This window comes from Leptolyngbya sp. PL-A3 (assembly GCF_039962325.1).
Classification (GTDB): Bacteria; Cyanobacteriota; Cyanobacteriia; order Elainellales; family Elainellaceae; genus Vacuolonema.
Genome location: NZ_JAMPLB010000008.1, coordinates 37,142 through 62,184 on the forward strand (window position 1 = coordinate 37,142; position 25,043 = coordinate 62,184).

Below are 25,043 nucleotides of genomic sequence, written 5' to 3' on the forward strand. Positions count from 1 at the left end.
CTCAACTGGATGGATAGGTATACTCCACCGTTGGCAGTTCCGTGTCATCCAACCACTCAGCCGTATCTTCAGTTGTAGGCCGAGGATACCAGTTGTACCCCTGGGGCAAAATCGCCGCAGCCAAATTAGCATCTTCCAATACGGCTTCCTCAAGCCGGGTATCGGTCAGGATAGCAGCCCAGAGATCAGCCTGTTTAAAGCAAGTCCCCTTCACTTGGGCTCGGGTCAAATTTGCCTGGGAGAGAAATGCAGTTTCCAGATTAGCTCCTGTTAGGTTCGCTCTCACTAAATTAGCGCGGTTAAGATTTGCACCACAGAGGTTTGCCCCCTGAAGGTTGGCTCCTTGAAAGTTTACGCCATCGAGATCTGACAGAGAAAGGTCAGCCCCCTCTAAAATAGCCCCTTCGAAATTAGCCTGTCGCAGGTCAGCACTCCGCAGATCAGCCTGAGTCAGATCAGCCTGGTTGAGCCGTGCCTGCACTAGGTCAGCTGCACGTAAATCGGCACGATGCAGGTTGCTGCGTAACAACTTGCACTGCTTGAGCCGGGCTTTTCCTAAGACAGCCCGAATCAGAATGGCATCAGTCAGATTAGCTTCGCTGAGGTCAGCATTGCGCAGGTCGGCCCGCTGTAAATCAGCCGCTTCCAAATGGCTCCAACGCAGGTCGCTGCGGCTCAATTGAGCTTCGATAAGCGTAGCCTGGCTTAGATCGCTCTTGGTGAGTAGCGATCGCCGCAAATTCACCCCCGTCATATTGGCTTTGATGAACACCGCCCCCGCCAGATCTTGACCTTCCAGGTTCGCCCCCGTGAAGTTGGGTTTGATACCCTGCTTCACCAGGTGCGTTTGTCGCCATTCATTCCAGGAATCCACTCCTTTACGCAGGAGCGCCAGCATTTCTTGATCAGCCATAGTTCAGGTAGGGAAACACGCTAAAGGAGAATAAAAAATTGAGGAAAAAGGGTGATTCCCGGAGGAATATCAGAGCCGAACCTCCATAGGTTAGGAAGCCCTTACCCCAAATCAAAATCGGATAGCTGAAGCTCCGGTACATCCAGATCGGGAGCAAGAATAGCCTCAGTGAGTTGAGCGTTGTCTAGAGTGACACCCAACAGAATGGCGTTACCGAGATCTGCCCCTTCCAGCGACGCACCGTTAAGGTTGGCCCCTGTAAGGTTGGCATGCTGCAGATTTGCTTCACTCAAGGTTGCGCCGCTCAGGTTGGCCCCTGCCAGATTGGCCCCTGCCAGATTGGCACGACTCAAATCCGCCAGACTCAGATTGGCTCCTTGTAGCAACGCACCGGACAGATTCGCTTTAATCAGCAGTGCTCCAATCAACGTAGCTTCGCTCAGGTCAGTCCCTCGCAGGACTGCCCCAATAAGATTTGCCTGGATGAAGTCGCTGCGGTGGGCAATCGCTCCTCGCAAATCCGCTCCTACTAACATCGTTTTGCGACAGCAGGCTTCCAGCAAGAGCGCTCCTACCAGATTGGCATGGGTTAAATCAGCATCTTCCAGTCGCGCTTCACTCAGGTAGGCGTTGCTGAGGTTAGCGCCCTGTAAGTGGGCTCGCTCCAACCTGGCATTCAGCAAAATGCTGTTGCACAAATCTGCTCTCTGCAAGTTGGCCTGGGTCAGTATGGCACCACTTAGGTTGACATCCCGCAGATTGGCTCTGGCGAGATCTGCCTGAACCAATATCACATCTTCCAAATCAGGCGGAGCGGAATGATTTTTCCGCCAGTCATTCCAGGCTTCTACCCCCTGGAAAATGCGCCCTAGGGGAGACGAATCTGTGATGCTCATAACGGCGGTGTTCCTATAGACTTAGGCCACAAAGATCCACAAAATCCAGCCATAGTTTTTTGAGCTCAGGGGAGTAGTTGGCACAATAAATATCTCGAAACCATCCCCTTAACTCTCGATCCGTTTTTTGCAGCGATCGATCCACACGGGCAATAATTTGAGCCACTAAAAACTGATTCTTTTGACGATCAAGCTGATCCGCCCAAAAACGAACTTTATCTGGATCACGCGTCTTAATAATATGGATGAGCTTGGCCGTGAGCGTATCAATCGCGGATGTATCCATTTGGGTAGAAAAGGGAAAGGGAAATAGTTGTCTAATCCTTTCTTCGGGTAGTTTCCCTTAACTCCCGGATCGCCTTTGTAAGGGGTGTTTAAAGTTCGTAATTTGGATAAAGTTTTGTTTGATAAGCGCGGAAATCACGCAGGGTTAAGGCTTTCCAATTTAGTGGCCCGGAATTCTTCTAGAAAATCATGAAGATTAACTAAAGTTGGTGATAGCAAAGCTTAACAATAAACCTTTCCAAAAAAGGCGCGGTTAGGATTGAGTTGCAAAAATGGCATCTATCCCCAGACATATCACCAAGCGACCTGGGCGATGAGCCGCTGAAGTATGTTCTTTAAGGTGAGACAACATGGGCTTATTCATTGCCCTGGTAGTAATTGTGCTGGTGGTTGGTTATATCATCATCGATTCCTATAACCGACTGGTCACTTACAAGAATCGGTATGGTAACGCCTACGCCCAAATCGATGTGCAATTGCGGCGGCGGCATGACCTGATTCCCAACCTGGTGGAAACGGTCAAAGGCTACATGAAACACGAGCGCGAGACGCTAGAAGCCGTTATCACGGCCCGAAATGCAGCCGTTACAGCCACACAACGGGCATCCCAGGCTCCCGGTGACCCCCGAGCGATGGAACAATTGGGCCAGGCTGAAGGTTTACTGACAGGAGCATTAGGCCGTCTGATGGTGTTGTCGGAAGCCTATCCCGACCTGAAGGCCAACCAAAATATGAGCGAGTTGATGGAAGAGCTGCGCTCTACCGAAAACAAAATTTCCTTTGCACGTCAAGCGTTTAACGACGCGGTTACCCTCTACAACACAAAGCGCGAAGTCTTCCCCAGCAATTTGATTGCAAATGCCTTTAATTTCCAGGCTGCTCAACTGCTTGAGGAATCTGCACCCGAAGTCAAAGAAGTCCCTCGAATTTCGTTCTAGACGTTTCATGTTCGTGCGCCTAGCGCACAAATATGAAACCTTTTTACCTCTTACGCTGGTGCAACAAGCCACCCTAAATTTCTTTAAAGGTTGAGTTTTTGCTGTGCTACACCACCAAAAACTCAACCTATATACCTCTTACGCTGATGCAACAATCCACCCTAAATTTCTTCGAGCATCAGGATCAGGCGCGGCAAAATACGCTGTACCTGCTGGTGCTATTTGCGATCGCCCTCCTCGGCATGATCGGGCTATTCTACCTGGCCTCTACAATCGCGTTATTCCGTCGGCTCACCTGGCAGCCTGGCATCCTCGTCCTGGTCAGCTTTGGCGTCATGCTCTTTGTGGGAGCGGGTAGCATATCCAAGCTCATCGCCCTGCGAGGAGGGGGACGGGTTGTTGCAGAAGGGTTAGGGGGACATCGCCTTGGTGCAACGGGTGTTCCGAATGAAGCCGAACAGCAGTTGTTGAATGTTGTGGAAGAGATGGCGATCGCCGCTGGAGTCTCCGTTCCAGCCGTCTATCTCCTCCCGCAGGAACGCAGTATCAATGCCTTCGCCGCTGGCTTTACAACCAACGATGCCGTCATTGGAATTACCCAGGGCTGCCTGGATCAACTCAGCCGGGATGAATTGCAAGGGGTCATTGCCCACGAATTCAGCCACATTCTGAATGGTGACATGCGCCTCAACCTGCGGCTCATGGGGGTGTTACAGGGAATTTTGTTGATCTACCTGGCGGGACGCCTGCTACTGGAAGGGTCGGGACACTCCCGATCCGATAAAGGGGGGAATCAGCTAGCAGTAGCCGGTTTTGCCATGATCGCGGTGGGCATGATTGGGCTGCTCTGCGGCCGTCTCATTAAGTCGGCCGTCTCGCGCCAACGAGAATTTTTGGCGGATGCCTCGGCAGTGCAGTTCACACGCAATCCTCACGGCATTGCTGGAGCGCTGCGTAAAATCGGCGGATTGGGGCATAGTGGCTCGTTGATTCAATCCCCTAAGGCAGAGCAGGCCAGCCACCTCTTTTTCGGCGAAGCTCTTAAGCTCAATTTCTTTGGCGAAGCCTTTGCCACGCATCCCGCCCTCAAAACCCGGATTCGGCGATTAGAGGGGTTAGCAGGCAAAGTATCGACGTTCTCCGAATCCACAACGGCTATGCCCAGAAGCGGCAGCCTGTCGGGGATGGCTGGAGGCGCAGCAATGGGTTTCCAGGGAGGAACACCTTCTGCAACAAAGGAAATTAAGGTGACCCCTGAGGAGGTCGTCGCCTCCATTGGTACGGCAACCGAGGGACATCTCATCTATGCCAAGGCATTGCTCGCGAAGTTGCCAGAATCAGTTCATACAGCAGCTCACCAGCGAGAGGGAGCTCTGGCGATCGTCTACGGTCTATTGTTAGATGGGCAGGATCAGGGGGTACGCGATCGCCAAATCGCCTTTCTCAAGCAAACGGAATTGCCCGATGTTGTGGAGCAAGCCCTACGCCTCCAACCTGACCTCCAAAAACTAGACCCTCGCTTCCGTCTGCCCCTGATCGAGCTCACCATTCCCGCTTTGCGGGAGACCTCCGCCGAGCAATGCAGCCGCTTCCTGAAACAGGTGCAAGCCCTGGTGCAAATGGATCAGCGGGTCACCCTGGCCGAGTACAGCCTACAAGTCGTACTCCACCGTCGCCTCAAATCCTTCTTCTCCCAAAATCAGGAACCCGGCCCCGAAATTACCACCATTGGCCCTCTCTGGAAGGACTGCCTGACCATCCTCTCAGCCCTGGCCCGGGTCGGACATACAACGTCGGATCAGATTGATTATGCCTTCCGCTCGGGCCTATATCGCTTACCCGGCGTCAGCAGCCAGGAAATGCCTAGTGGGCCTGTCAAAGCCGACCTCCAGGCTATTAGTCAAAGCCTGAAGAAGCTGGGCCAGGCCGCACCGAAGCTCAAGCAAGCCATCATCGATGCCTGCGCTCACACCGTTTTGGTCGATAACAAAGTCACCATCCAAGAAGGCGAGCTCCTTCGAGTTTTAGTGATCGCGATGGATTGTCCGATTCCACCATTTCTAGATTCGACACCCTGGCAGAAGGGATAAGGAGATTTCCAGTAATGAAATTACCCCCAGGATGTTGGTGCTTTGCCCGCTTCGCGGGCAAAGCACCAACATCCTGGGTAAATTCTTATGCAGAAACCTCCTAAATGTTTGAGGCATGAAACTGTAGGTTTCAAGTTCCAAGCATTTATTCTTTTCGGATAAACTGTTGCAACCTCGTATCGCGCTTAACGTAGAGTGGGTGACGAGGTTGCGCCGATTGATTGACCCCAAGACAGTGCAGAGGCGTTGAGGAAAGAAGATTAAGGAGGGTGCGATCGCGCCCCAACCAGCTCCTCCAATTTCCCCAGGCCACCACCACTTTTGCAGCAGACTCTACGGCCTCCAGGATGTATCGGTCGTTGTCATCTCCAATAGGCTGCAAACTGCATCGTAAATCTCGCGGTAATGTGGCTCGATACGCAAATAAATTGACAATTTCAACACTGCCATAGTCCCAAACCTTTGCGAACTGGCGACAACTACGAATGGTAGGGTCATCCTTCGCAGCGTCCGCTGTACTGGGGTTCAGCATAATGAACGCAATGCTTGGAGCTTCAGGGTTCCAGCACCGCCACAGGGTATAGCGATAGGTCTGGGTTGCATCAAAAACGGCACCTTGGGGCTCGTTCCACCGCAGAAGCGTTGCGGAATCTGCAACCGTATCATTTGTGCGATTGAGTCGTTCCATACTGACGATTAACGCACCTCGATCATACGGGAGTTCACCAAATGCGGCATCCCCTTCACCTCTCTTCTGCTACGGTTTGGCTGACGTTATTGTTGAGTACGGTGCTGGCCAGTTGCGCCTCAGCTCCAATGAACACTACCTCAGAAAGCCGTGCAGAGCCGGCCTCTGCACCCATGCCTGCGCCGGTCGCGGAGGGTGGCCTCGCGCAGATGGCAACGGATGCTAAAGCGGCTCCGCCACCTCCGAGCGGTGGGGCTACTGTTCCTCAAGCCGAGCTGAAGATGGTGCGCACAGCACAGATGCGCCTGGATGTGGAATCTGTGAGTGAGGCCCTGGAGAAGATGGAGGCGATCGCCCGTCAACATCAGGGCGACATCATCGGTTTGCAAGAACAGGTGCCTCAGGATAGGGGTGAACGCCACACGGCCACTCTCACCCTGCGTGTTCCTCAGGCTCAGTTAGATAAAGCGTTGGACGCATTAACTCCACTGGGCACAGTGCAAAATCAATCGATCACCGCTGAGGATGTCTCGACCCAGTTAGTAGACTACCAGGCCCGCCTGAAGAACCTCCGCCAAACCGAGGAGATGCTGACCAACATCATGAAGCGGGCTGGTGACATGGCTGACGTGCTCCGGGTTGCCCAGGAAATTAGCAATGTGCGCCAATCCATCGAGATGCTGGATGCACAACTGACGAATTTGCAAAACCAGGTAGCCTATTCGACGATCACGGTGACGGTGCAGGAAACAGTACCAACCTTAGGGACCCAACAGCCGGTGGGAGAGGCGATCGCCAACACCTGGCAACAGGCGACCCATAGCGTCGGTGCCTTCACGGTCTTCCTCCTGAAATTCTTGACCTGGCTCGCTGCCTACAGCCCTTACCTGTTCCTCATTCTGCTAGCCGCCTGGTTCTACCGCCATCAGCGCCAAGGCTCCACCACTCTACGCCCTCCTACCGATTCTCCCGAAGGCTAAAGCTTTTTAGTCTTCTGCGCCAATAAAAAAGGGGCGGTCACCGACCCCCCTTCCCTCGTTGTAGTTTGAGAATACCCTAGACGTCCTAAAAAGCTAACTCTATAACCTTTAAACGTTAGGGAATGGTGATTTTGTAAACAAAAGGCGGTGGAAGCAACCACCGCCTTTCATTTGTTTTGACGTACCGTACTGTAAACGGTTCCGCCTTAATACGCGTCTTGCAGCTCGAAGAAGTCAGGCGAGATGTAATCCTTCCGGAGAGGATAGCCGACCCAATCTTCAGGCATCAGAATGCGCTTTAAGTTGGGATGCCCTTCGTAGACGATGCCGTACATGTCATAGCTCTCGCGCTCATGCCAATCGGCTGTCTTCCAAATCCAGTAGACGGAAGGAACACGGGGATCTTCACGAGGAACGAAGACCTTAACACGAACTTCTTCCGGGCGATCGGCGTTATCCGACAGCTTGATCAGATGATAGGTACTCACCAAATCTCCACCAGGGCCGGTGTCGTAAGCACACTGACACTGGAGGTAGTTGAACCCATAAGCATACAGAGCAGTCGAGAACGGAATTAAGAATTCGCGATCGACGCGCAATACTTCAACACCAAGGTGATCGGGTTCTAGAACTTCGTGATCAAACTCGTTCTCGGTCAACCACCGGGAAACCTTTCCCGCTTCGATAATGGGGGCTGCTTCAGAAGCCTGCTCTGCGGGTTTTGGAGTTTCTTCAGCCACGATTCACAACCTCCTGGTCAGCTTGTTGAAGTGCAGGGGAAACAGGCATCCCCATAGCTTCCATAAGTTCTTTGGGAGGAGCTTTGCGGGTTGCTTGCTCCATATATTGGCCCGTCAGCAGAGGAGCGGTCTCCTTCAGCTTATGGTTGACGGTGTAGTAGCGATGGCTGGGCTCAATGATGTCGCGGTCTGCAAAGGTTTCCGCCGAAATCTTCTTCCGCAGCTTGATAATTGCATCCATGATCGCCTCAGGGCGGGGAGGGCAACCGGGGATGTAAACATCCACAGGAATGAGCTTGTCAACGCCGCGCACGGCAGTTGGGGAATCCGTGCTGAACATCCCGCCCGTGATGGTGCAAGCGCCCATAGCAATCACATACTTGGGATCGGGCATCTGCTCATACAGGCGCACCAGGGCCGGAGCCATCTTCATGGTGATGGTGCCTGCAGTGATGATCAAGTCTGCCTGACGAGGGGCTGAACGGGGCAGCAAACCAAAACGGTCAAAGTCAAAGCGAGAGCCGATCAGTGCGGCGAACTCGATGAAGCAGCAGGCAGTGCCGTAGAGCAAAGGCCAGAGGCTCGATAACCGCGCCCAGTTGTAGAGGTCATCCACTGTCGTCAGGATGACGTTTTCGGAAAGATCTTGAGTCACGGTAGGCTTGCCAGCCGGGCTCAAAATCTTTCCAGCGGGATCATAATTTGTCACGGTGTCAGGGTTTAAGACCATTCCAGTGCTCCTTTCCGCCAGGCGTAAACAAGACCGACAACTAGAATTGCAACGAAAACCAGTGCCTCCAAAAAGGCCAGCAGACCCAGTTGGTTGAAGGCAACGGCCCAGGGGTAGAGGAAAACCGTCTCTACGTCAAAGATGACAAACACCAGGGCGAACATGTAGTACCGGATGTTGAATTGAATCCAGGCACCACCAATGGGTTCCATCCCCGATTCGTAAGTCGTCCGTCGTTCAACCCCTGTACGCTTGGGGCGCAAAATCTGGGAGGTGACCAGGGCAATCACGGGCACCAGGGCGCACACTAGCAGAAAGCCCAAAAAGTATTCGTAGCCGCTCAGGACAAACACGCTGCAACCTGCCTGCAATAGTTGAAGTTACTAACACTGTATCGCTTTTTGTCGAGTTGTTGCGTTCCAGCAGCTCTGCTAGCCTTCAGCATTTCTTTGGGATTGGGTAGGAGATACCTATACCCAGAATTTAGTAATGCACAGGATGTATTTTTCTCTATTTCTACTCAGCACAACCTCAGCAATTCTCATTTTGAACTGAAGCCTGAAAATAGCCTGCCGAAGGCAGGCTATTTTCAGGCTTTGAAGCCAAGAGTTCGCGCCCGACGGGCGCGAACTCTTGGCTTCAAAGCTCATAATGAGAATTGCTGCATCTCTCTCAGAGGAATTGAAGCACAACTATATAGATAGACAGTATTTTTCAATCCAGGAGGTACGGGAAAAGGCACAGGTGCCTGCACAGAAAACTATTCAGAGCCCTACGACTTGGGACACAATTAAACTTTAAGCTTGTTCAAAGAATGGCCTGCTGCCTCCTACTCTATGCCTTCTCTTGACATTGTCATCCTGGTGATTTACCTGTTCACGTTGGTTTACGTGGGCTATCGCGCCATCAATAACCTGGAGGATCGGGCATCGGTAGTGATGGATCAGGGGGCTTTAAAGGCACAGTTGGAGGAGCAGGGGCTGGGGCAAGCGATCGCCGTCAAAGTTCCCCTCAAAGGCCAGTACGGGTTCGAGCCCATTTCTGACCTATCTGTCAGCATTACTAATATGTCAGAGGTGCCCTTTTATGTGGATTGGGACCGCTGTACACTGACAAACTTTACGGGGCGATCGCGCCGTGTTATCCGCATCACCCCCACCCTGAACCTCGACCTCTCCCAGGCTCAAATCTTCAGTGTTGCTGCCCCCGGCCAAACCCTCAGCGAACGGCTTGTAGCAGAAGACATGCTCAAGGCCAAACCTGAAGGTGGCGTACAAATTGCAGCCCCGCTCGTAGACTTGGGGCCCATTGCAGCTCTCCCCGAAGATAAACAACTAGAGTTTTCCCTGCGTTTAGTGCTACGTCGGGTCACGGAGGTCACCCCTCGCGTCGACGACAGCATCGTTACTCACTCGATTACCTGCCGCTTCGTTGTCCGTCGTGTCCCATGGGATCAGGATTTCCCATGGAAAAAGAAGGCTCCATGAAGTATTCCTTAACCGTGAGTCCGATGGTTTGCAGTGAATTGCTGCGAACCATCGGACTCACCGCTATATAGCGACGTGCAAGCTCGTTAACTACAGTACGGTGTTGTGGGGCGCTGAGCATCCCACAACACCGTACTGAATAAACCCGCGAGCGCTATACACTGGAATTGGGAAGAGGAGGCGAGGCGGCTGCGGATTCCGTTGGAATCTGAGGAAAGTCCGGGCTCCCGAAAGACCAGACTTGCTGGGTAACGCCCAGTGCGGGTGACCGTGAGGATAGTGCCACAGAAACATACCGCCGATGGGGCTTCGGCCTACAGGTAAGGGTGCAAGGGTGCGGTAAGAGCGCACCAGCAACATCGAGAGGTGTTGGCTCGGTAAACCCCGGTTGGGAGCAAGGTCGAAGGGGCAACGGTTGGTCTTTTACCGGCTCCGAGGAACGGGGCAACTCGTTCCTGCCAATCCGCTTGAGGTGTTCGGTAACGGGCATCCCAGATAGATAGCTGCCCATGGGGGCTTGCCCCCGGGAACAGAACCCGGCTTATGTCCGCCTCTTCCCTACCCATTTTGAGAAAGTTTTGCTGCCGCTAGGCGGCAGCAAAACTTTCTCAAAATGTTTTTTTGGCTGTAGCCACCCAAATGCACTGGTTACAACCCACTAATTCTTAATTCCTGTTGCAGCAATTCCTTGAATAAATTGCCGTTGCCCCAATAGAAAGAGAATGATGACGGGGATAGTGGCTATCATCACCGCTGCCATCAACAGCGACCAGTCGTTGGTAAACTGCTCCTGAAATTCGGCCAGGGCGAGTTGTACAGTGCGAAGTTCCGGGCGGGTTGTGAAGACGAGGGGTTTAAATAGATCGTTCCACTCACCAATGAAGGTGAAGAGAAAGAGGGTTACCAGAGCGGGACGAGCCAAGGGAAGCATCACACGCCAGAGAATTTGCCAGCGGGTTGCACCATCCAAAGCAGCGGCCTCTTCCAACTCAACGGGAATGGTTTGAAAAAATTGACGCATTAAAAAGATGCCGAAGCCACTGGCTGCTGTAGGCAGAATCAGTGCGCCATAAGTATTGATCAGGTGGCCCCACTTCAACACGAGGAAAATGGGAATTACGAGCAGTTGAAATGGGATGACTAGAGTAGCCAGGATAATCAATAAGATGGCTTCCCGGCCCCGAAAGCGAAGCCGCGCCAGGGCATAACCAGCCAAGGCCGACGTGATGATCTGGAGAGCCGTTACCGCCAGAGCCACAAAGGTAGAATTGGCAAAAGCTAACCAAAAATTTCCCCGAGCCCAAGCCTGCTGGTAGTTTGCGAGGGTTAGCCCCTTTTTTGCCGCTTCTCCCAGAAGAGCAGGCGGCGTGAGCGAGGTGAGCAGCACAACTCCAAGGGGGTACAGCACTAGACCCGCGCCGATGAGGAGCAGAAGGGGATTGAGCCAGGTAGCGATCGCCCCATAGGACAGTTGAGGGAGCGGCGATCGCCCGTCCCCAGTCCGGCTAGAAAAACCCATAATATATAGATCCGGATTTATGAAAAAACCAGCGATTTTATCATGAATCCTCCCGACAAGATTTGACAAGGGCTGCCCTGAACCCATTAGAGTAGAGACTGATAGAAACCCTAAAAGGTGTTGAGATCGCTCTTGGTACAGTCAAAAACGGGTATCAAGGCCGTACATTCCGCAGGAGATTGCAATATTATGCCGCAGCTTGAGCTTGGTTCCGAACTGGACTTCCATAGCGAAGTTTACAAAGATGCCTATAGCCGCATCAATGCGATCGTGATTGAAGGCGAAGAAGAGGCATTTGCAAACTATCAACAACTGGCAGAGCTGATGCCCGAGCACAAGGACGAGCTAATTAGCCTCTCCAAAATGGAAAACCGCCACAAGAAAGGCTTCATGGCATGTGGCAAGAATCTGGAAGTCACCCCCGATATGGAGTTCGCGAAGGAATTCTTCGCAGACCTGCATCGCAACTTTCAGGAGGCTGCGGCTCAAGGCAAGATTGTCACCTGCCTGCTGATCCAGTCGCTCGTTATTGAGTGCTTTGCGATTTCGGCTTACAACATTTATATTCCAGTGGCCGATGATTTCGCTCGTAAAGTAACCGAAGGCGTGGTGAAAGACGAGTACATGCACCTCAACTTTGGCGAAGAGTGGTTGAAGAAAAACTTTGAAACAGCAAGAGCAGAATTAGAAGACGCTAACCGTCAAAATCTACCGTTGGTATGGCGCATGCTGAATCAGGTAGAGGATGATGCTCGCGTGCTGGCTATGGAAAAAGAAGCCCTGGTAGAGGACTTCATGATTAGCTATGGGGAAGCCCTGAGTAATATTGGCTTCACCACCCGCGACATTATGCGGATGTCAGCCTATGGCCTCACCGCTGCATAGTGTTTAAGGCATTCTAAAAAAATAGGGCGCGTCACTTGGTGACGCGCCCTATTTTCTGTCTAGATTCGGTTGGGGTCGGAATTTCTGAGGAGTCAAAGACTCCTCAGAAATTCTTAGTCCAGCTTTAGCGAACTGGCTGCATTTCCTGGCCGGGTTGCGTGTTACCGCCCGTCCGAATGCCATTCATTTGCTGTGCCATCTCATAATGCTCACCAATGTTGGGCAACAGTTGAGCTGCATAGCTTCTCAAACCTTGATCTTGCCCATAGCCAGACTGGGTTTGGAACAGAGCAAAGGCACGCAGGTGCGCGTCTCTCTGAACATCCATGTAAGCCTGATCGAATTGACGGCCTGAAAGTTGGGCTAGCTGTTGAGCGATCGCCTGATTCAACGGATCAACGGGCTCATCAGGCAGCTCGATACTGCGCTGTTCAGCATAGTTAGTCAAAATTTCGTTCGCACGCGTATGCTCGTTGATCATGCGCTGGGCGTACTGGCGAACCATATTATCTTCAGAGCGTTGCAATGCTAATTGAGAGGTTGCAATCTCAGCATTATTGCTCTGAAAAGCATGGGTCACAAACTCGCGGTCAAGCGAGGAAATCTGATTGCGAGCGGAAGGGTTCACATTTTGAGTGCTGGGGGAATTATTCATCCCAGGACGCGACATTTGGGCAAAAGCCGGAAGGGATACACAGGAGGCGATCGCCGCAATACCAACAACGCTCGTGAGGCGCTGGGTCAATTTTTGATTCCACTGAGTCATGATGCAAAATCTCCGAGTTCAGGATGTTGGGCTATAGCCTTCTTTCTCATCAAGGTAGAAGTTCATCACAAGACAACCCTCCATCACAAGGTGAATCAGGTCTATGCCTCCGGAGTTGATCCTAAATTACAGCAGGGTCATCAATTTTCTCAGTTCATAACTGATAGAAATTTCGCTTCAAAAAACAAAGACAAATGAAGAAGCACTGGTTCTAGAGTCCTCCAGGGGTAAATATTCTGGCATGTGTTTTTAATAGCAGGGCCAGAACTTACGAATGTTGCTTAGCTACCTAAGCAGCTCAACTCAATTAAACTCCTAGCCATTTTTATTACAGCGCTTTTCAAGCACCTAAAATCTGGTTGTTTTTTGAGAGCCGCGCGAAGCACGGCTCTCAAAAAAAACTGTGGCTGATTCAAGTGCAAAGCGCTATACGACAAAAGAAGTGAGGCAGCGCAACACCCCGCCTCACTCCTTTTGTCGTAACTAACCTCAGTTCGGGATAAGCTGAGGTGTTCATTTTGGCGTGCGCTTCGCGCACGCCAAAATGAGCGTTTTCAAGTGCCGCGCGTTGCGCGGCACTTGAAAACGCCCTTAACCCGAACTCAGGTTAACTAACTTGGCCAGGCATAAGGAGATTTCCAGTAATGAAATTACCCCCAGAATGTTGGTGCTTTGCCCGCTTCGCGGGCAAAGCACCAACATTCTGGGTAAATTCTTATGCAGAAACCTCCTAAGTGAAAGGATTACAACAAAAAAAACAGAGCTAAATAGCTCTGCTTTGGTGCGTTGAACGTAGGTTGTGCTTTTAGCCACTTGTGGAACGTTGTCGCTAAGTTAGCGGAGCCAACTCTTCAGGCGGGCCGCAACTTGGGGCCGCCGCAGCTTCCGCATCGCTTTGGTTTGAATCTGCCGCACTCGCTCACGGGAGAGGTTAAACATACCGCCAACTTCCTCCAGGGTGAGGGTTTCTCCTGTCAGCAAACCATAGCGTAGAGCAATAATTTCCTTTTCCCGTTCTGTCAGGACATCACTGAGAATGGTATAGATTTCTTGGCGCAGCATCGCCTCATTCATTTTTGCTTCGGGAGACTGGGTGGTGCTGTCTTCCAGCAATTCCATCAGTTCCGTGTCTTCTCCCTTACCCACGCGATGGTTGAGGGAGAGCGATCGCCGCCGCACCTGCTGCAAATTGCGCAATTGTTCCAGGGGCATATCAAGCGCCTGGGCCAGCTCTGCTTCCGTCGGGTTGCGGTTAAGGTCACGCCGCAGTTCCCGGTGAGCCTTCTTCAGCTTATTGAGCTTTTCAACAATATGAATAGGCAGACGAATCGTACGGGCGTCGTTGGCGATCGTACGAGTGATGCCCTGACGAATCCACCAGTAGGCGTAGGTCGAGAACTTATAACCCTTATCGGGATCAAACTTCTCAGTGGCCCGGTTTAAACCCAACGCCCCCTCCTGAATCAAATCCAGAAAAGGTACTCCCCGATTGAGGTAGCGCTTAGCAATAGACACTACCAACCGCAGGTTGGAGCGAATCATCTTGCGCTTGGCTGTACGACTGCGATGCAGCTTCTGATCGAGCTGACGTTCTGTGACGTTAAGGGCCTGAGCCAGATCAGCTTTCAGAGGCGTGCGACCTAGCTCTTCCCGGAGGCGATCGCGCAATTCATCAACTTCTACTAAAAATTTGACCTGACGTGCCAGTTCAATTTCTTCACCGGGGCGCAACAAAGGATAGCGCGCCATCTCTTTAAAGAAGGCTCCAACAGCATCATCAGATGCCGTTTTTCGATAACCCGGAGCATAGTCTGAAACCAGATCCTCAATTACCTCTCGGGCAAAATCAACGCCATCAGACTCTGAATTTGTGGTCAGAGAAAAGTCTTCAAAGACATCCAAGTCATCTGCGATTTTGCTCTTGTCTTGTCGAGAACGATCAACCGGCTCGATAATATCAGCCCCTAGATCGGGTTCAGAGAAATACTCTTCATCCGGATTAATCTCCAGATCAATTGATCGAGAAAAAGCCCCATGAGCATCATCACTCTCAGATTCTGGACTTAAATGTAATCGTGCTGGCATAGTGGGGCCGATCCTGATAATTGAGGTTTACGGGGGTCAAAATTAGACTGGGCGAGCGCGCAAATGGCAATTAATTTTGTGCGATCAAGGGAAGAAAGCAATTCTCGAATCGTCAGGCTCAGAGCTTCTAGACTTCCTCTCTTGAGGGTTTGAACAGAATTACCAAATACTTTATAGAACGCTTAGCGCATTTTCGCCAAGATATTACCGAAATAAATTATTAATTTTGAGTCAGTGATCAGGTTTTTAAAACAGACGACCGATCCCTTCCCCCAACCTACCATCGAACTTCTCGATCAATTAGTGCGAATCCGGTCGATCAACCCGGAAATTTTGATAGCTTGATGCACCCTTATGGGGTCAGAATCAATCTGGGATGTCGTTGACTTTACTACACAGATCTGGAAATGCAAGAATGTGCTACATTCCTTAATGTTTTTGGCCGGCTTTTCCAAATCAGCCTAGCAAGGTCTGTTTAAATCTCCGCTTTCGTCAGTCTTTAGACTTATATAAGTAGGGCTGATCGTTTTTTTACTCTGACCCGTTCTATTACTATTCGATCGATAGCCTCGATGGAAAGATTGCTGACAAAAAGCCTGGTCGATCGAACAGACCTCATTGGCACCGAACCCAGCTCTTTAAAAGCTTTTTGGGGTTCTTCTATGAGGCACCAATTGCAAAAGATTAGGTTTTAGATCGCTGGGTTAAATGTGTCTCTGAAGTAGGGCGAGTGCCGATAAGCCTAGGCTCCTGGTCTGAGTTAGTTATTTTAGAAGGAGCAAAATAGATAACAAAAAGAACATATGCACTATTTTTGTCGGGCTGACGCCATTCTGTCAGGCCCCTGCTCTAAACTAAAGAGGCAGGTTTTGACAAAGGCTTTCTGTAAGGACGTTCCTGGGAAATTTCTTTGAGTAAGCCCTGAATATGCCGTTCCTTGCGGGTTACCCGGTTCCTTCGTCTATGGTGTTGTCCGATCTCACAGTTGCATCCGAAGGCGGGTTGCAGGTTGGCGAAACCCCAAACGCCTATGGTGAAGCGCAGCAACTCTGGGTCGATGTACTCGTAGATTGTCCAGGAGCGCTTGAGAGTTATCTCTATCGCATTCCTTCCGGTTTGATGGTAGAGCCAGGGGATATTGTCAGCGTGCCGTTTGGGGCGCAGCAAATGGGAGGCCTTGCCTTACGGCGAGTGACTCAGCTACCCGATGATTTAGACACGACTCAAATCCGGGCAGTTGAAGAAGTCGTCGGTCGAGGCTTTTTTCCGGCAGGTTATTGGTCTTTGCTGCAGCGGGTTGCAGACTATTACTGTGCACCGCTCATGCAGGTGGTAAGAACGGCATTACCACCGGGGTTATTGCGGCGATCGCAACGCCGCATCCGCCTCATTGCTCCCCGTGATGCCGTGCTGTCAACCCAAACCCCCGCAGCCCATCGCCTCATTACTCTGCTGCAAAGCACCCCCACCGCTGATTACACCTGGCACTATCTGCAACGACAAGTACCTCGTGCTAATCAAGGGCTCCGCGAGTTATTAGCTTTAGGCTGGGTCGAAAGTTACCTAGAACCTCCTAAACCTGTCCGCCCGAAGCAACGCCAAGCGGTCACCCTTACAGATGAAGGACGAACAGATCTGAGCACACGTCAGCGAGAAGTGCTCGAGGTGCTACGACGTCAGGGGGGCGAATTATGGTTACAAGACCTGCTGCAACTTTGTAGAGCCAGTTCTTCGGTCGTGAAAAGCCTGGAACAAAAAGGCTGTGTGATTGTGCAGAGCCGAGAAGTGCTGCGTCGAGAACTAGATGGCTCTGTTCAGGCCGACCAGGCGCAGACGTTAACCCCAGATCAGGCAGAGGCCGTCGCTGCCATTCTTGCAGAAACAAACCAGCCAAAAGACCAATCTGGGCAGACAATTCTGCTGCATGGCGTGACGGGATCGGGAAAGACAGAAGTATATTTGCAGGCGATCGCCCCCCTACTCCAGCAGGGCAAATCCGTTCTGGTGCTGGTGCCCGAAATTGGCCTTACGCCTCAGCTCACCGATCGCTTTCGGGCCCGCTTCGGTAAGCGGGTGCTGCTTTATCACAGTGCGCTCTCCGATGGCGAACGTTACGACACCTGGCGGCAAATGCTCATGCCTGAACCCCATGTGGTGATTGGCACTCGCTCGGCCATCTTCGCACCGCTGCATCACCTGAGCTTAATTGTGCTGGATGAGGAACACGACACCAGCTTTAAGCAAGACTCTCCGGCTCCCTGTTATCATGCCCGCACCGTGGCACAGTGGCGAGCAAAACAGGTAGGTTGTCCCTTGATTTTGGGTTCCGCTACACCTGATTTGGAGACGTGGCAGGAAGCGATCGCCTCTACTTCGGTCACCCATCCAACGACTCAACCCAACATTCGTTATCTCACCCTTCCTCATCGCATCCAGGCTCGGCCCCTACCACCAATCCAAGTGGTTGATATGCGGCAGGAACTGTTCCAGGGCAACCGTTCCATTTTCAGCCGCTCTTTACAGAATGCGTTGGGCACATTACGAGAACGGGGGCAGCAGGGATTGCTCTTTATTCATCGGCGAGGTCACAGCACCTTTGTCTCCTGTCGGGCTTGTGGCCATGTGTTGAACTGCCCTCACTGTGATATTTCGCTGACCTATCACCAGCCTAATCCCGACTACGCCCCCTTGCTGCGATGTCACTACTGCAACCATACCAGCAGCCACCCATCTCTGTGTCCAGCCTGTGACTCGCCTTATCTCAAGCAATTTGGCAGTGGAACTCAACGTGTCGTTGAGGAGCTATCACGGCAGTTTCCTGACCTTCGCTGTATCCGCTTCGACAGTGATACGACCCGCGCTAAGGGTGCCCACCGGGCGCTGCTCACGCGCTTTGCCCAGGGAGAAGCCGACCTTTTAGTTGGCACTCAAATGCTGACTAAAGGCATTGATTTACCTTTAGTGACACTAGTTGGCGTAGTAGCAGCGGATGGATTGTTGCACCTAGCAGATTACCGGGCTGGAGAACGCGCCTTTCAAGTACTCGTCCAGGTAGCAGGCCGAGCCGGGCGGGGTGAGGAGCAGGGCCAGGTTTTTCTGCAAACCTATTCTCCCGAACACCCCGTCATTCAAGCAGTTCAGAAGCAACAATACGAACCCTTTGCCGAGGAAGAATTAAGCTTTCGATCGACCCTACGTTATCCGCCTTATTGCCGGTTGGTGCTGCTGCGGTTGAGCGGCACTGAAGAGGATGTAGTCAGGCGCACCGCTTCAGAGATAGCTCAGCACTTACGCTCTCTGGCCCCTGAGTGGGAACTATTAGGCCCTGCTCCGGCGGCGATCGCCCGTGTAGCCCGTCGCTATCGCTGGCAAATTCTGCTGAAGGGAGCAATAGAAGCCGTCCCCAATGCAATTGACTGGAGCAGCATCCGCATAGCCTGCCCTCGCTCCGTTAGTTTGACAGTCGATGTGGATCCGTTGAATTTGGGTTAAGGTTGAATGCTTGTGCCTGTTCTAAAGGTCATGCTTTCATGTCCGATGTGAATGAAAACATGACCTTTAAAGCTAGCTTTAGGGATGCACCCCAGCTTTATAGCAATGTGCAAGTGCGTTAAGTACAGCAACGGTGATGTGGGGCACAAAGTGCCCCACATCACCGTACTTAACCAACGTGCACAGCGCTATAGGGTATGCCTTAGTGAGATGATTTCTTCTTTTTCTCCGCTTCCCGGCGACGGCGGTTAATGCTTGCCACAACCGAGCGATCAATGGGAAAACCTACTACAGGAATTACCTGATACTTACGCTCTTCCTCCAGATTGCGCAGTTCAGTGTAATCAACCCAGTGAATACAATCTACTGGACATGTATCGATCGCTTCCTGGATCACATCATCAGGGTCACCATCTTGACGAATAACGCGCGATCGCCCATAGTCAGGTTCAATATAAAACGTGTTTCGAGCTACATGGGCACAGTGCTTGCAACCAATGCAGGTGATTTCGTCCACATAAACACCGCGCTGGCGCACCATGCCCCCAAGTTCGGGCTCAAATCCAGTTCGCTCAGAAGCATTGCGCCATTGTCCACCCAGTTCTGGTTCAAACCCTGTAGGCTTCACAGCATCCTCTCCAGAATCCGATTGGAAAGATGGGGATAATTCATCCATTACACAACCCTCATCCGTTATTAGCTAGGCTCGTTTTCATTGCGGCAGAAGAAGGGAGTTGGCTTTAGCGTCATGCCATCTTTTGCCGCAACGAAAATGAGCGTGACGATAGATATCAATTTTTGATGTACATAAAAGCCCCGCTGGGCGAGGCTTTTACGAGTGATAATCAATGGTAAAGGCCTTAACCAACAAGCGATAAAGGCCAGCATTGTGCTGGCCTCCATGGCTGGATGACTTAGCCGTTCCAACGCTGGAGTACCAGGCGGATAGAACCATCAGCTTGGCGCTGCTCTTCTGTCACCTGGAAGCCATTGTTGCCGCCTTGCTTCACAACCGTGTGATAGGCATAGCGCTGGGTAATGCGATTCAGAAAACCTTCAACGGTGAGGGGTTGCTGCCAGTATTGCAGGTCAGCTACCAGCTCATATTCCTGGCCGTTCCAGCTAAACCCTACATCGTAACCATTGTCTTGCTCAATGACTACTTCGGCATCGCGGGTCTGCCCCCGGTAGCCACGGATAGGCTGCGGGCCAACCTTCCATTCGGTGCCCACATCCTTGAGAGCTTCCTGCAGACAAGTCAGGTCGCGGATTTTAGTTTTGATCTGGCTAAAGTGTGACATAGGTTCTGCTGACTAAGTCAAACGAGGTGTTCAAAAAGGGAGTAAAAACTACCACTCATAAATTGAGGGTTTCACATTCACAGCCGTATCCTGGCTGATGGGTTGGGCAAAATAGTCCGAGGTCTGCTCTTGATGTACAACCTGCCCCAGCTGCGCTTCAATGGCTGCGGTGACCTCTGCACAGGAGGCTCCCACAATGCCTGTCACCTTCTCCTGGACTCGACCGTCGGGAAAAATGATAAATTCTAGTGTTTCCATGCCGTTTCGCGAGATAACCGAGACTCTGGCAAATATGAATAACTTGGATTTGGGAGCAAATCCAATTTCTGTGTCTGCGTTCCCTGAGGATATTCTATGTGAACGCGTGTAAGGTTTACTTAGAAAATCCAGGGAAACCTTAGTAAAACTTCACGTTTATGAGAAGTGGTTACTCTTGTAGTTAGTTTTACTTAAGTTACAGGTGCCGTCAAGCCGATCAGGGTAATCTAAAGGAAGACTTTTGGTTGATCTAAATTAATGCTTCTGGAAAGACTTTAAGAGGGTTAGCCACGCGCAGACATAACCTAAAAAATAGTTACCTGAGTATAAATTTTCTAGTGAAATAGCAGCCTTTTCTCATTGGTTTTTAAGTTGATGGCAATGTTGGATGATCCATTTCTGGATCATCCAACTGTAAATTCTAGCTATTGGAAGGCTTGGTATAGATAATAGGTTGCCATGGGAATGACCGTTGCGGCAATCAGCAACGCAACCACCCAAATCGTTGCATTGCTACCTTTTGTATCTTCGGGAGTAGCAAATGTGCCTTCCGTTTGCACCTCTGCTTGAACTTGCGGTGGGCCAGGATCAGGCTTACCCGACAGTACTGCAATTAAGCGATCGCTCGCATCAAGAAACGCCTGGTTGTAGCGATCGCCCTTCCGCAAGGGTTCCATCAACGTATCCTGGGCAATGCTGGCAGCAATACCATCCGTTAGCAGGTGCTTCACTTGATCACCCGCTCGAACGGCGGCATTGTTGGTGAGGGTATCTAACACTAATAATGTTTGATTGGCCTGCTCTTCAGCAGTAGGAAACCAGGTTTCGAATAAATCATTCGTAAAACTTTCAACGGTTTCCCCATAATCCAACCGATGGATCGTCACCAGATGCACCTGATTTCCTGTGGAACTAGCCAAATTTGCTAAGGATCCAGTAATGCTGCTCTGGTTAATACGACTCAGTACATCCGCCTGATCTAACACCCACATAGGTTCATCAGGTGATTGAAGCGGCATTTCATAAACCCCCGTTGCCATAGCGGGTGGTACTATACCGAACCAAGTCTGTAACACTAGAAAACAGGTGGCGATCGCCATCAAACCTTGTTTTGTCCAGCGTTTAAACCCTATTTCCTGATCAAAAAAACTCATTGTTATCCTTTCCTGGCAACCTCATTTTTCACCATACAACAGCCCATGGTGAAATGCAGAAACTTCACTCCGGACTCTTGCATTTTCATGATGAGCTCGAACGGCTCCCTACATGATTCAAAGCCGGTGTATTTTCAAAGCTGCTAGATATGGAGCACGAATGCCAGATTTAGTAGACTTCATCTACTAAATCTGGCATTCAGTAGCGATTACGTTGCTACTCTCACAAGCAAGGATTACAAATTTTTTGTACGCGCTTCCCAGCTCGCCTTTACCCACGATTGAGGAGGGCAAACAGTGCATTGATGACAACCTGAGCTGCTCCCTCAAAAAATTCTGGATCGAGGGTTTCAGGGGTATCTGTTGATTGATGGTAATGGGGATTACGGAAGTTGGCTGTATCGGTCACCAACGCAGCCCCGATGCCTTCATCCCAAAAGGGGGCATGATCACTGCGCAACATATCAGGACGCAACGGCCCCAGGAGTGGCACATTCAGGGTAAAAACAGGAGGAAGGGCTGCATCCAGATATTGATGAAAGGCTGAAGCAATATATCCGTGCCCTTGATCTCCAATAACCGCCAAGAAAGTGCCCGTCTCAGAAGGAGCGGGAATCGGCAAGGGCGGATAGGACTGGCAACCGGGTTCCGTGCAGCGATAGCCAATCATGTCCAGCACAACTGCATCCATCTGACCTGAGTCAGCGAGATTCGTCACAAACGCCTGGCTCCCTAACAACCCTGCTTCTTCCAGGTCAAACAAAACCAGTCGCAGAGTACGCCGCGTATCTAAGCTATGGAAGATACGGGCAGCCTCCAGCACCGCAGCCAAACCTGTTGCATTGTCATCTGCTCCAGGCGATCGCACCACCGTATCGTAATGTGCCCCCAGTATCACCACCCCAGCCATAGGGTCGGTTCCAGGCCGATCTGCCACCAGGTTAACGCCCCATTCAAAGGTCTGCTCAGTCACCGCCCATCCGGCAGTTTGCAGCGCATCGGTCAGGTAACTACGCGCCTGCTCACGACTCACAGGGTCAGCCCGCTCAAAAGCCAGAGCTTCAACATGGGCCAGGAGGCGATCGCCATCCACCCGTAACGCCTCCACCGGATACTCCACCTTCACCTGAGGTGCTGGCTCTGACAACCCTCGAAACCAGCTCCACCCCCCTAGGCTGATCAGCAGAGCCAGAGTAAACAACCCTATTAAGAGCTTAAACCGCCTCATAATTTTCTACTACGTCAAGGGTGCGCCTCCATTCTAGAGACACAGCCCTCAAGCAGCATTTCCAACGTATCCCTTCTCAGAATCTATGTGAAGCTGTTTTTACCCTCAAGCGCAAAAATAACCTTAGAACTTACGCAAGCCCAACCTATTTGGAGCATTGATGTTGTGTGTGGGGTGCTTCGTACAACACATACAACATCAACGCGTAAGCCCTGAAGCAGCTATCGAGGACAGAGGCGATTGCCTTCCCCAGGCTCAGTGTACAAACATCCCCGATAAGTCCCCTCTGGATGATTTGTTGTCGTATAAACCAGCAGCGCTTCGCCCCCCGACGCATCTCCGTGCTGAATCAACAGCTCATTATTCAAATAACCCAACCCAGTAATGCTGTTGAGAGGATACGTCGTGAACTCATCCTGAGGAACCGTCTGCCCTGGAGCCTGCACTCGATACAGTGCATAACCACTATTTTGAGGATCCACCACAAACACAGCGCTCACTTGAGTTTCATAGCACTCTTGCAAAAGCACCGCGACGGCTACATTACCCGTTTGCGCATCGACCGCCACAGATGGGAAAAAGCGGGTCCCTGCAAGCTGCTGCTCAGGGGAAACCTGAGCTTCCTGACAATTCACAGCATTCAACACACGAACATTAAAATCATTTGGGCTCAGAGTGATCCGCTGACGATTCGCGCGGATTTCCAGAGTCATGCCGTCATCACGCACGCGAGCTGTTACCCCATCCTGAGAACGGGAAGCCATTAAGCTAGGAGCGATCGCCCCCAACAGAAGCACAGTCCCCAGAGACATCCACCGGGAAAGCATGGAACGATTCATTTTTTCTTCCTAAGCAATTTAGATCTGATTAAAGTAGCAGACCATCCCGCTCAATTTCTTCGATTACCTGCAGGCCCCGTGCATCACCTACTTTCAAGACCGACAGACGCGCATCTTCGCGGACTCCCAAGTCTTCATCTTCGGCAAACGCCTCAATTAGGGCATCTACTGCCGTGGCATAGATGACGTTAGAAGGTAACTCACGCGCTAGCTGCCCTACTGTCCAGGCACAATTACTACGCACCGCCGCCACCGGGTCGCGCCGTAAAGCTTCAATCAACGGCGGCATCGCTGTAATGATGGCCTCATAACCCACATGGGTCATCTGTACCAGGGCACTGGCCGACCACAAGCGCACTGCAGAGATGTCTGTCTTCAGGGCGTGGAGCAATGGCTCAAGGGCGCGGCGATCGCGACAATTGCCTAAAGCCCACACAATGCCTTTGCGCACATACCCATTCCAGTCTTGGTGCAACTGGTGGATCAGGGGTTCCACTGCTGATGGTGCAGGATTACGCCCCAACCCATAAGCCGCGCTCACCCGAATCAGCGGGCAGGCATCACTCAGTAAAGTAATCAAATCAGGGATGGCACGAGGCTCTTCCAGCTCGCAGAAGGCACGAGCTGCAATCATCCGTTGCTGGTTCTGGGGCGATCGCAACAAAACCAACATCTCCTCTGGATCTGGCCCCGGAAACTCGGCGACTTCCTCCAAGTTCTCCAGTTCATCCAGTGGACTGGCTTCTAATTCAGCCTCCAGAACGGATATGTCATCGTTATCATGCATATTGCCACTTTACAGCAACGGGTGGCCCCAAAGAATGCCCCTTCAGGGAGCAGTTAGTAACGAATTTGCAACGTTACATTTGTCATGACCTCTTGTTCTCCTCCAATAACAGGAGTTGAGGCCTCATCCGCCGCCATAGCTTGGCGAGCTAAGGGGGGGTAAACCGGTGGCTGGGACATGCTGTTGACCTGAATGGTTACAACTTCTTGCTGGGAAAGCCCTAGTGCATCCAAGACCGCTTCAGCTTGATCCTGAGCATCTTCGGTTGCCTCTCGTAGAGCCTGCCGACGCGCCTGCCTCAGTGCGTCATCCGCCGCAATAAAGCTGACACTATCAATCCGTGTTGCCCCAGCTGCCACAGCATCATCCAGAATGGTGCCAGCAACTTCATTCGAAACACGGAACTGCACGCTGTTATTGGCCATGTAACCAATAATGCGTTGATCACCGTCCGTGTAGTTATACATGGGATTTAAGGTAATTCCGGTGGTACGAAGGTTGCTGACGTTGCGCGATCGCAAAAACTCCACTACCGCCGCCGATCGTCGTGCAGCCTCCTCCTGAACTTCCTCGGCAGTCTCTCCCTGCACTTCTACCCCAAGCTGTACCTGGGCTTGGCTCGTTGCAACATTCTCAGTCCCTACCCCCGTTACCGTTATCACACGGGTCAAGGGCTCATCAGCCAACGCCGGTTTCATCGTTACTAAATTCAAACAACCTACAGCTAAAGGCAGGAGAACTTTCCATGACAAAGTTTGAGGTACACGAACCAGGTGATCGGGTTTCATAACAGGCTCCTCACCAATTGTTTGTTGCCAGCTTAAAGCTGGCGGCCATAGTTTTAGTCTGCCACCCGGAAACAGCGTGAGGGGTTTGGTTACGGTTTTTGCAACTTATCTTGCTAGTACTCAACGGCTTAAGATTGCCCCCGGTTTGAAGCGGGGGGTTGCCGCCGCTTAGCGTTAGTTATTTTCTGCTGATC

General features: G+C 51.5%; 25 protein-coding genes and 1 other RNA gene. 7 read left to right on the forward strand and 19 right to left on the reverse strand.

Features of this window, described 5'->3' with window-relative positions:
- Window position 1 precedes the first annotated feature (1 nt).
- The 3 genes from NDI52_RS08495 to NDI52_RS08505 form a co-directional block, all read right to left on the reverse strand.
- Window positions 2–913 (reverse strand): pentapeptide repeat-containing protein, encoded by a 912-nt coding sequence (locus tag NDI52_RS08495; protein ID WP_190773295.1) that lies wholly within the window; start codon window positions 911–913, stop codon window positions 2–4.
- Window positions 914–1,014: 101 nt separating this feature from the next.
- Window positions 1,015–1,809, reverse strand: coding sequence for a pentapeptide repeat-containing protein (locus NDI52_RS08500; protein WP_190773296.1), 795 nt, complete (start codon window positions 1,807–1,809; stop codon window positions 1,015–1,017).
- 13 nt (window positions 1,810–1,822) lie between these two features.
- Window positions 1,823–2,095, reverse strand: coding sequence for a hypothetical protein (locus NDI52_RS08505; protein ID WP_190773297.1), 273 nt, complete (start codon window positions 2,093–2,095; stop codon window positions 1,823–1,825).
- A 349-nt stretch (window positions 2,096–2,444) separates the two neighbouring features.
- On the opposite strand from NDI52_RS08505, the gene NDI52_RS08510 reads away from it, so the two are divergent.
- Both NDI52_RS08510 and NDI52_RS08515 read left to right on the forward strand, forming a co-directional pair.
- Window positions 2,445–3,032, forward strand: coding sequence for a LemA family protein (locus NDI52_RS08510; RefSeq protein ID WP_190773298.1), 588 nt, complete (start codon window positions 2,445–2,447; stop codon window positions 3,030–3,032).
- Window positions 3,033–3,178: 146 nt separating this feature from the next.
- The gene (locus tag NDI52_RS08515; protein ID WP_190773299.1) at window positions 3,179–5,122 is read left to right on the forward strand and encodes a M48 family metallopeptidase; all 1,944 of its coding nucleotides are present in this window, start codon (window positions 3,179–3,181) and stop codon (window positions 5,120–5,122) included.
- A 145-nt stretch (window positions 5,123–5,267) separates the two neighbouring features.
- Here the strand turns inward: NDI52_RS08515 and NDI52_RS08520 are convergent, their stop codons facing one another.
- Window positions 5,268–5,810, reverse strand: coding sequence for a DUF1643 domain-containing protein (locus NDI52_RS08520; RefSeq protein ID WP_190772767.1), 543 nt, complete (start codon window positions 5,808–5,810; stop codon window positions 5,268–5,270).
- Between the two features lie 41 nt (window positions 5,811–5,851).
- On the opposite strand from NDI52_RS08520, the gene NDI52_RS08525 reads away from it, so the two are divergent.
- Window positions 5,852–6,790, forward strand: a complete 939-nt coding sequence (locus NDI52_RS08525; protein WP_190772766.1) for a DUF4349 domain-containing protein — start codon at window positions 5,852–5,854, stop codon at window positions 6,788–6,790.
- A 206-nt stretch (window positions 6,791–6,996) separates the two neighbouring features.
- Here NDI52_RS08525 and NDI52_RS08530 read toward each other — a convergent pair whose 3' ends face one another.
- Genes NDI52_RS08530 through ndhC form a run of 3 tightly spaced genes read right to left on the reverse strand, consistent with a single transcriptional unit; the run spans window position 6,997 to window position 8,613 of the window.
- Entirely contained in the window at window positions 6,997–7,530 is a 534-nt protein-coding gene (locus NDI52_RS08530; protein ID WP_190772765.1) for an NAD(P)H-quinone oxidoreductase subunit J, read from the reverse strand.
- Window positions 7,523–8,260 (reverse strand): NADH dehydrogenase subunit K, encoded by a 738-nt coding sequence (locus NDI52_RS08535; RefSeq protein ID WP_190772764.1) that lies wholly within the window; start codon window positions 8,258–8,260, stop codon window positions 7,523–7,525. Before NDI52_RS08535 ends, NDI52_RS08530 begins: the two co-directional genes overlap by 8 nt.
- Window positions 8,251–8,613, reverse strand: coding sequence for a photosynthetic/respiratory NAD(P)H-quinone oxidoreductase subunit C (ndhC, locus tag NDI52_RS08540; protein ID WP_190772763.1), 363 nt, complete (start codon window positions 8,611–8,613; stop codon window positions 8,251–8,253). The genes NDI52_RS08535 and ndhC overlap by 10 nt, the downstream gene beginning before the upstream one ends.
- Before the next feature lie 483 nt (window positions 8,614–9,096).
- Between ndhC and NDI52_RS08545 the strand changes: the two genes are divergently transcribed.
- Complete coding sequence (locus NDI52_RS08545) at window positions 9,097–9,747, forward strand: hypothetical protein (protein ID WP_190772762.1); 651 nt, start codon at window positions 9,097–9,099, stop codon at window positions 9,745–9,747.
- Window positions 9,748–9,920: 173 nt separating this feature from the next.
- Window positions 9,921–10,306, forward strand: an RNA gene (gene rnpB / locus NDI52_RS08550) — RNase P RNA component class A.
- 99 nt (window positions 10,307–10,405) lie between these two features.
- On the opposite strand, the gene NDI52_RS08555 is transcribed toward rnpB, so the two are convergent.
- On the reverse strand, window positions 10,406–11,266 hold the full coding sequence (locus tag NDI52_RS08555; protein WP_190772761.1) for a carbohydrate ABC transporter permease: 861 nt from the start codon (window positions 11,264–11,266) through the stop codon (window positions 10,406–10,408).
- Between the two features lie 189 nt (window positions 11,267–11,455).
- Here NDI52_RS08555 and NDI52_RS08560 point away from each other — a divergent pair, with 189 nt between their 5' ends.
- Window positions 11,456–12,151, forward strand: a complete 696-nt coding sequence (locus tag NDI52_RS08560; protein ID WP_190772760.1) for an aldehyde oxygenase (deformylating) — start codon at window positions 11,456–11,458, stop codon at window positions 12,149–12,151.
- A 124-nt stretch (window positions 12,152–12,275) separates the two neighbouring features.
- Here NDI52_RS08560 and NDI52_RS08565 read toward each other — a convergent pair whose 3' ends face one another.
- Window positions 12,276–12,917, reverse strand: coding sequence for a DUF4142 domain-containing protein (locus NDI52_RS08565; protein ID WP_190772759.1), 642 nt, complete (start codon window positions 12,915–12,917; stop codon window positions 12,276–12,278).
- 834 nt (window positions 12,918–13,751) lie between these two features.
- On the reverse strand, window positions 13,752–15,002 hold the full coding sequence (locus NDI52_RS08570; protein WP_190771740.1) for an RpoD/SigA family RNA polymerase sigma factor: 1,251 nt from the start codon (window positions 15,000–15,002) through the stop codon (window positions 13,752–13,754).
- A 963-nt stretch (window positions 15,003–15,965) separates the two neighbouring features.
- Here NDI52_RS08570 and priA point away from each other — a divergent pair.
- The gene (priA, locus tag NDI52_RS08575) at window positions 15,966–18,494 is read left to right on the forward strand and encodes a primosomal protein N' (RefSeq protein ID WP_190771739.1); all 2,529 of its coding nucleotides are present in this window, start codon (window positions 15,966–15,968) and stop codon (window positions 18,492–18,494) included.
- 202 nt (window positions 18,495–18,696) lie between these two features.
- Here priA and NDI52_RS08580 read toward each other — a convergent pair whose 3' ends face one another.
- The 9 genes from NDI52_RS08580 to NDI52_RS08620 form a co-directional block, all read right to left on the reverse strand.
- A complete protein-coding gene (locus NDI52_RS08580; RefSeq protein ID WP_190771738.1) occupies window positions 18,697–19,170 on the reverse strand; it encodes a ferredoxin in 474 nt (157 codons plus the stop codon).
- A 20-nt stretch (window positions 19,171–19,190) separates the two neighbouring features.
- Window positions 19,191–19,397: a hypothetical protein gene (locus NDI52_RS08585; RefSeq protein ID WP_190771737.1), complete on the reverse strand. Its 207-nt coding sequence runs from the start codon at window positions 19,395–19,397 to the stop codon at window positions 19,191–19,193.
- An 11-nt stretch (window positions 19,398–19,408) separates the two neighbouring features.
- Window positions 19,409–19,795, reverse strand: coding sequence for a DUF1257 domain-containing protein (locus NDI52_RS08590; protein WP_190771736.1), 387 nt, complete (start codon window positions 19,793–19,795; stop codon window positions 19,409–19,411).
- A 48-nt stretch (window positions 19,796–19,843) separates the two neighbouring features.
- The gene (locus NDI52_RS08595; protein WP_190771735.1) at window positions 19,844–20,053 is read right to left on the reverse strand and encodes a DUF2997 domain-containing protein; all 210 of its coding nucleotides are present in this window, start codon (window positions 20,051–20,053) and stop codon (window positions 19,844–19,846) included.
- Window positions 20,054–20,478: 425 nt separating this feature from the next.
- On the reverse strand, window positions 20,479–21,153 hold the full coding sequence (locus NDI52_RS08600; protein WP_199307683.1) for a TPM domain-containing protein: 675 nt from the start codon (window positions 21,151–21,153) through the stop codon (window positions 20,479–20,481).
- 325 nt (window positions 21,154–21,478) lie between these two features.
- Window positions 21,479–22,435, reverse strand: coding sequence for a M20/M25/M40 family metallo-hydrolase (locus tag NDI52_RS08605; RefSeq protein ID WP_190771733.1), 957 nt, complete (start codon window positions 22,433–22,435; stop codon window positions 21,479–21,481).
- Between the two features lie 221 nt (window positions 22,436–22,656).
- Window positions 22,657–23,274 carry a hypothetical protein gene (locus NDI52_RS08610; protein WP_190771732.1) on the reverse strand — a complete coding sequence of 206 codons (618 nt, stop codon included), beginning with the start codon at window positions 23,272–23,274 and terminating at the stop codon, window positions 22,657–22,659.
- Between the two features lie 28 nt (window positions 23,275–23,302).
- The gene (locus NDI52_RS08615; RefSeq protein WP_190771731.1) at window positions 23,303–24,061 is read right to left on the reverse strand and encodes a HEAT repeat domain-containing protein; all 759 of its coding nucleotides are present in this window, start codon (window positions 24,059–24,061) and stop codon (window positions 23,303–23,305) included.
- Window positions 24,062–24,114: 53 nt separating this feature from the next.
- Window positions 24,115–24,849 carry an SIMPL domain-containing protein gene (locus NDI52_RS08620; RefSeq protein ID WP_190771730.1) on the reverse strand — a complete coding sequence of 245 codons (735 nt, stop codon included), beginning with the start codon at window positions 24,847–24,849 and terminating at the stop codon, window positions 24,115–24,117.
- Between the last annotated feature and the right edge of the window lie 194 nt (window positions 24,850–25,043).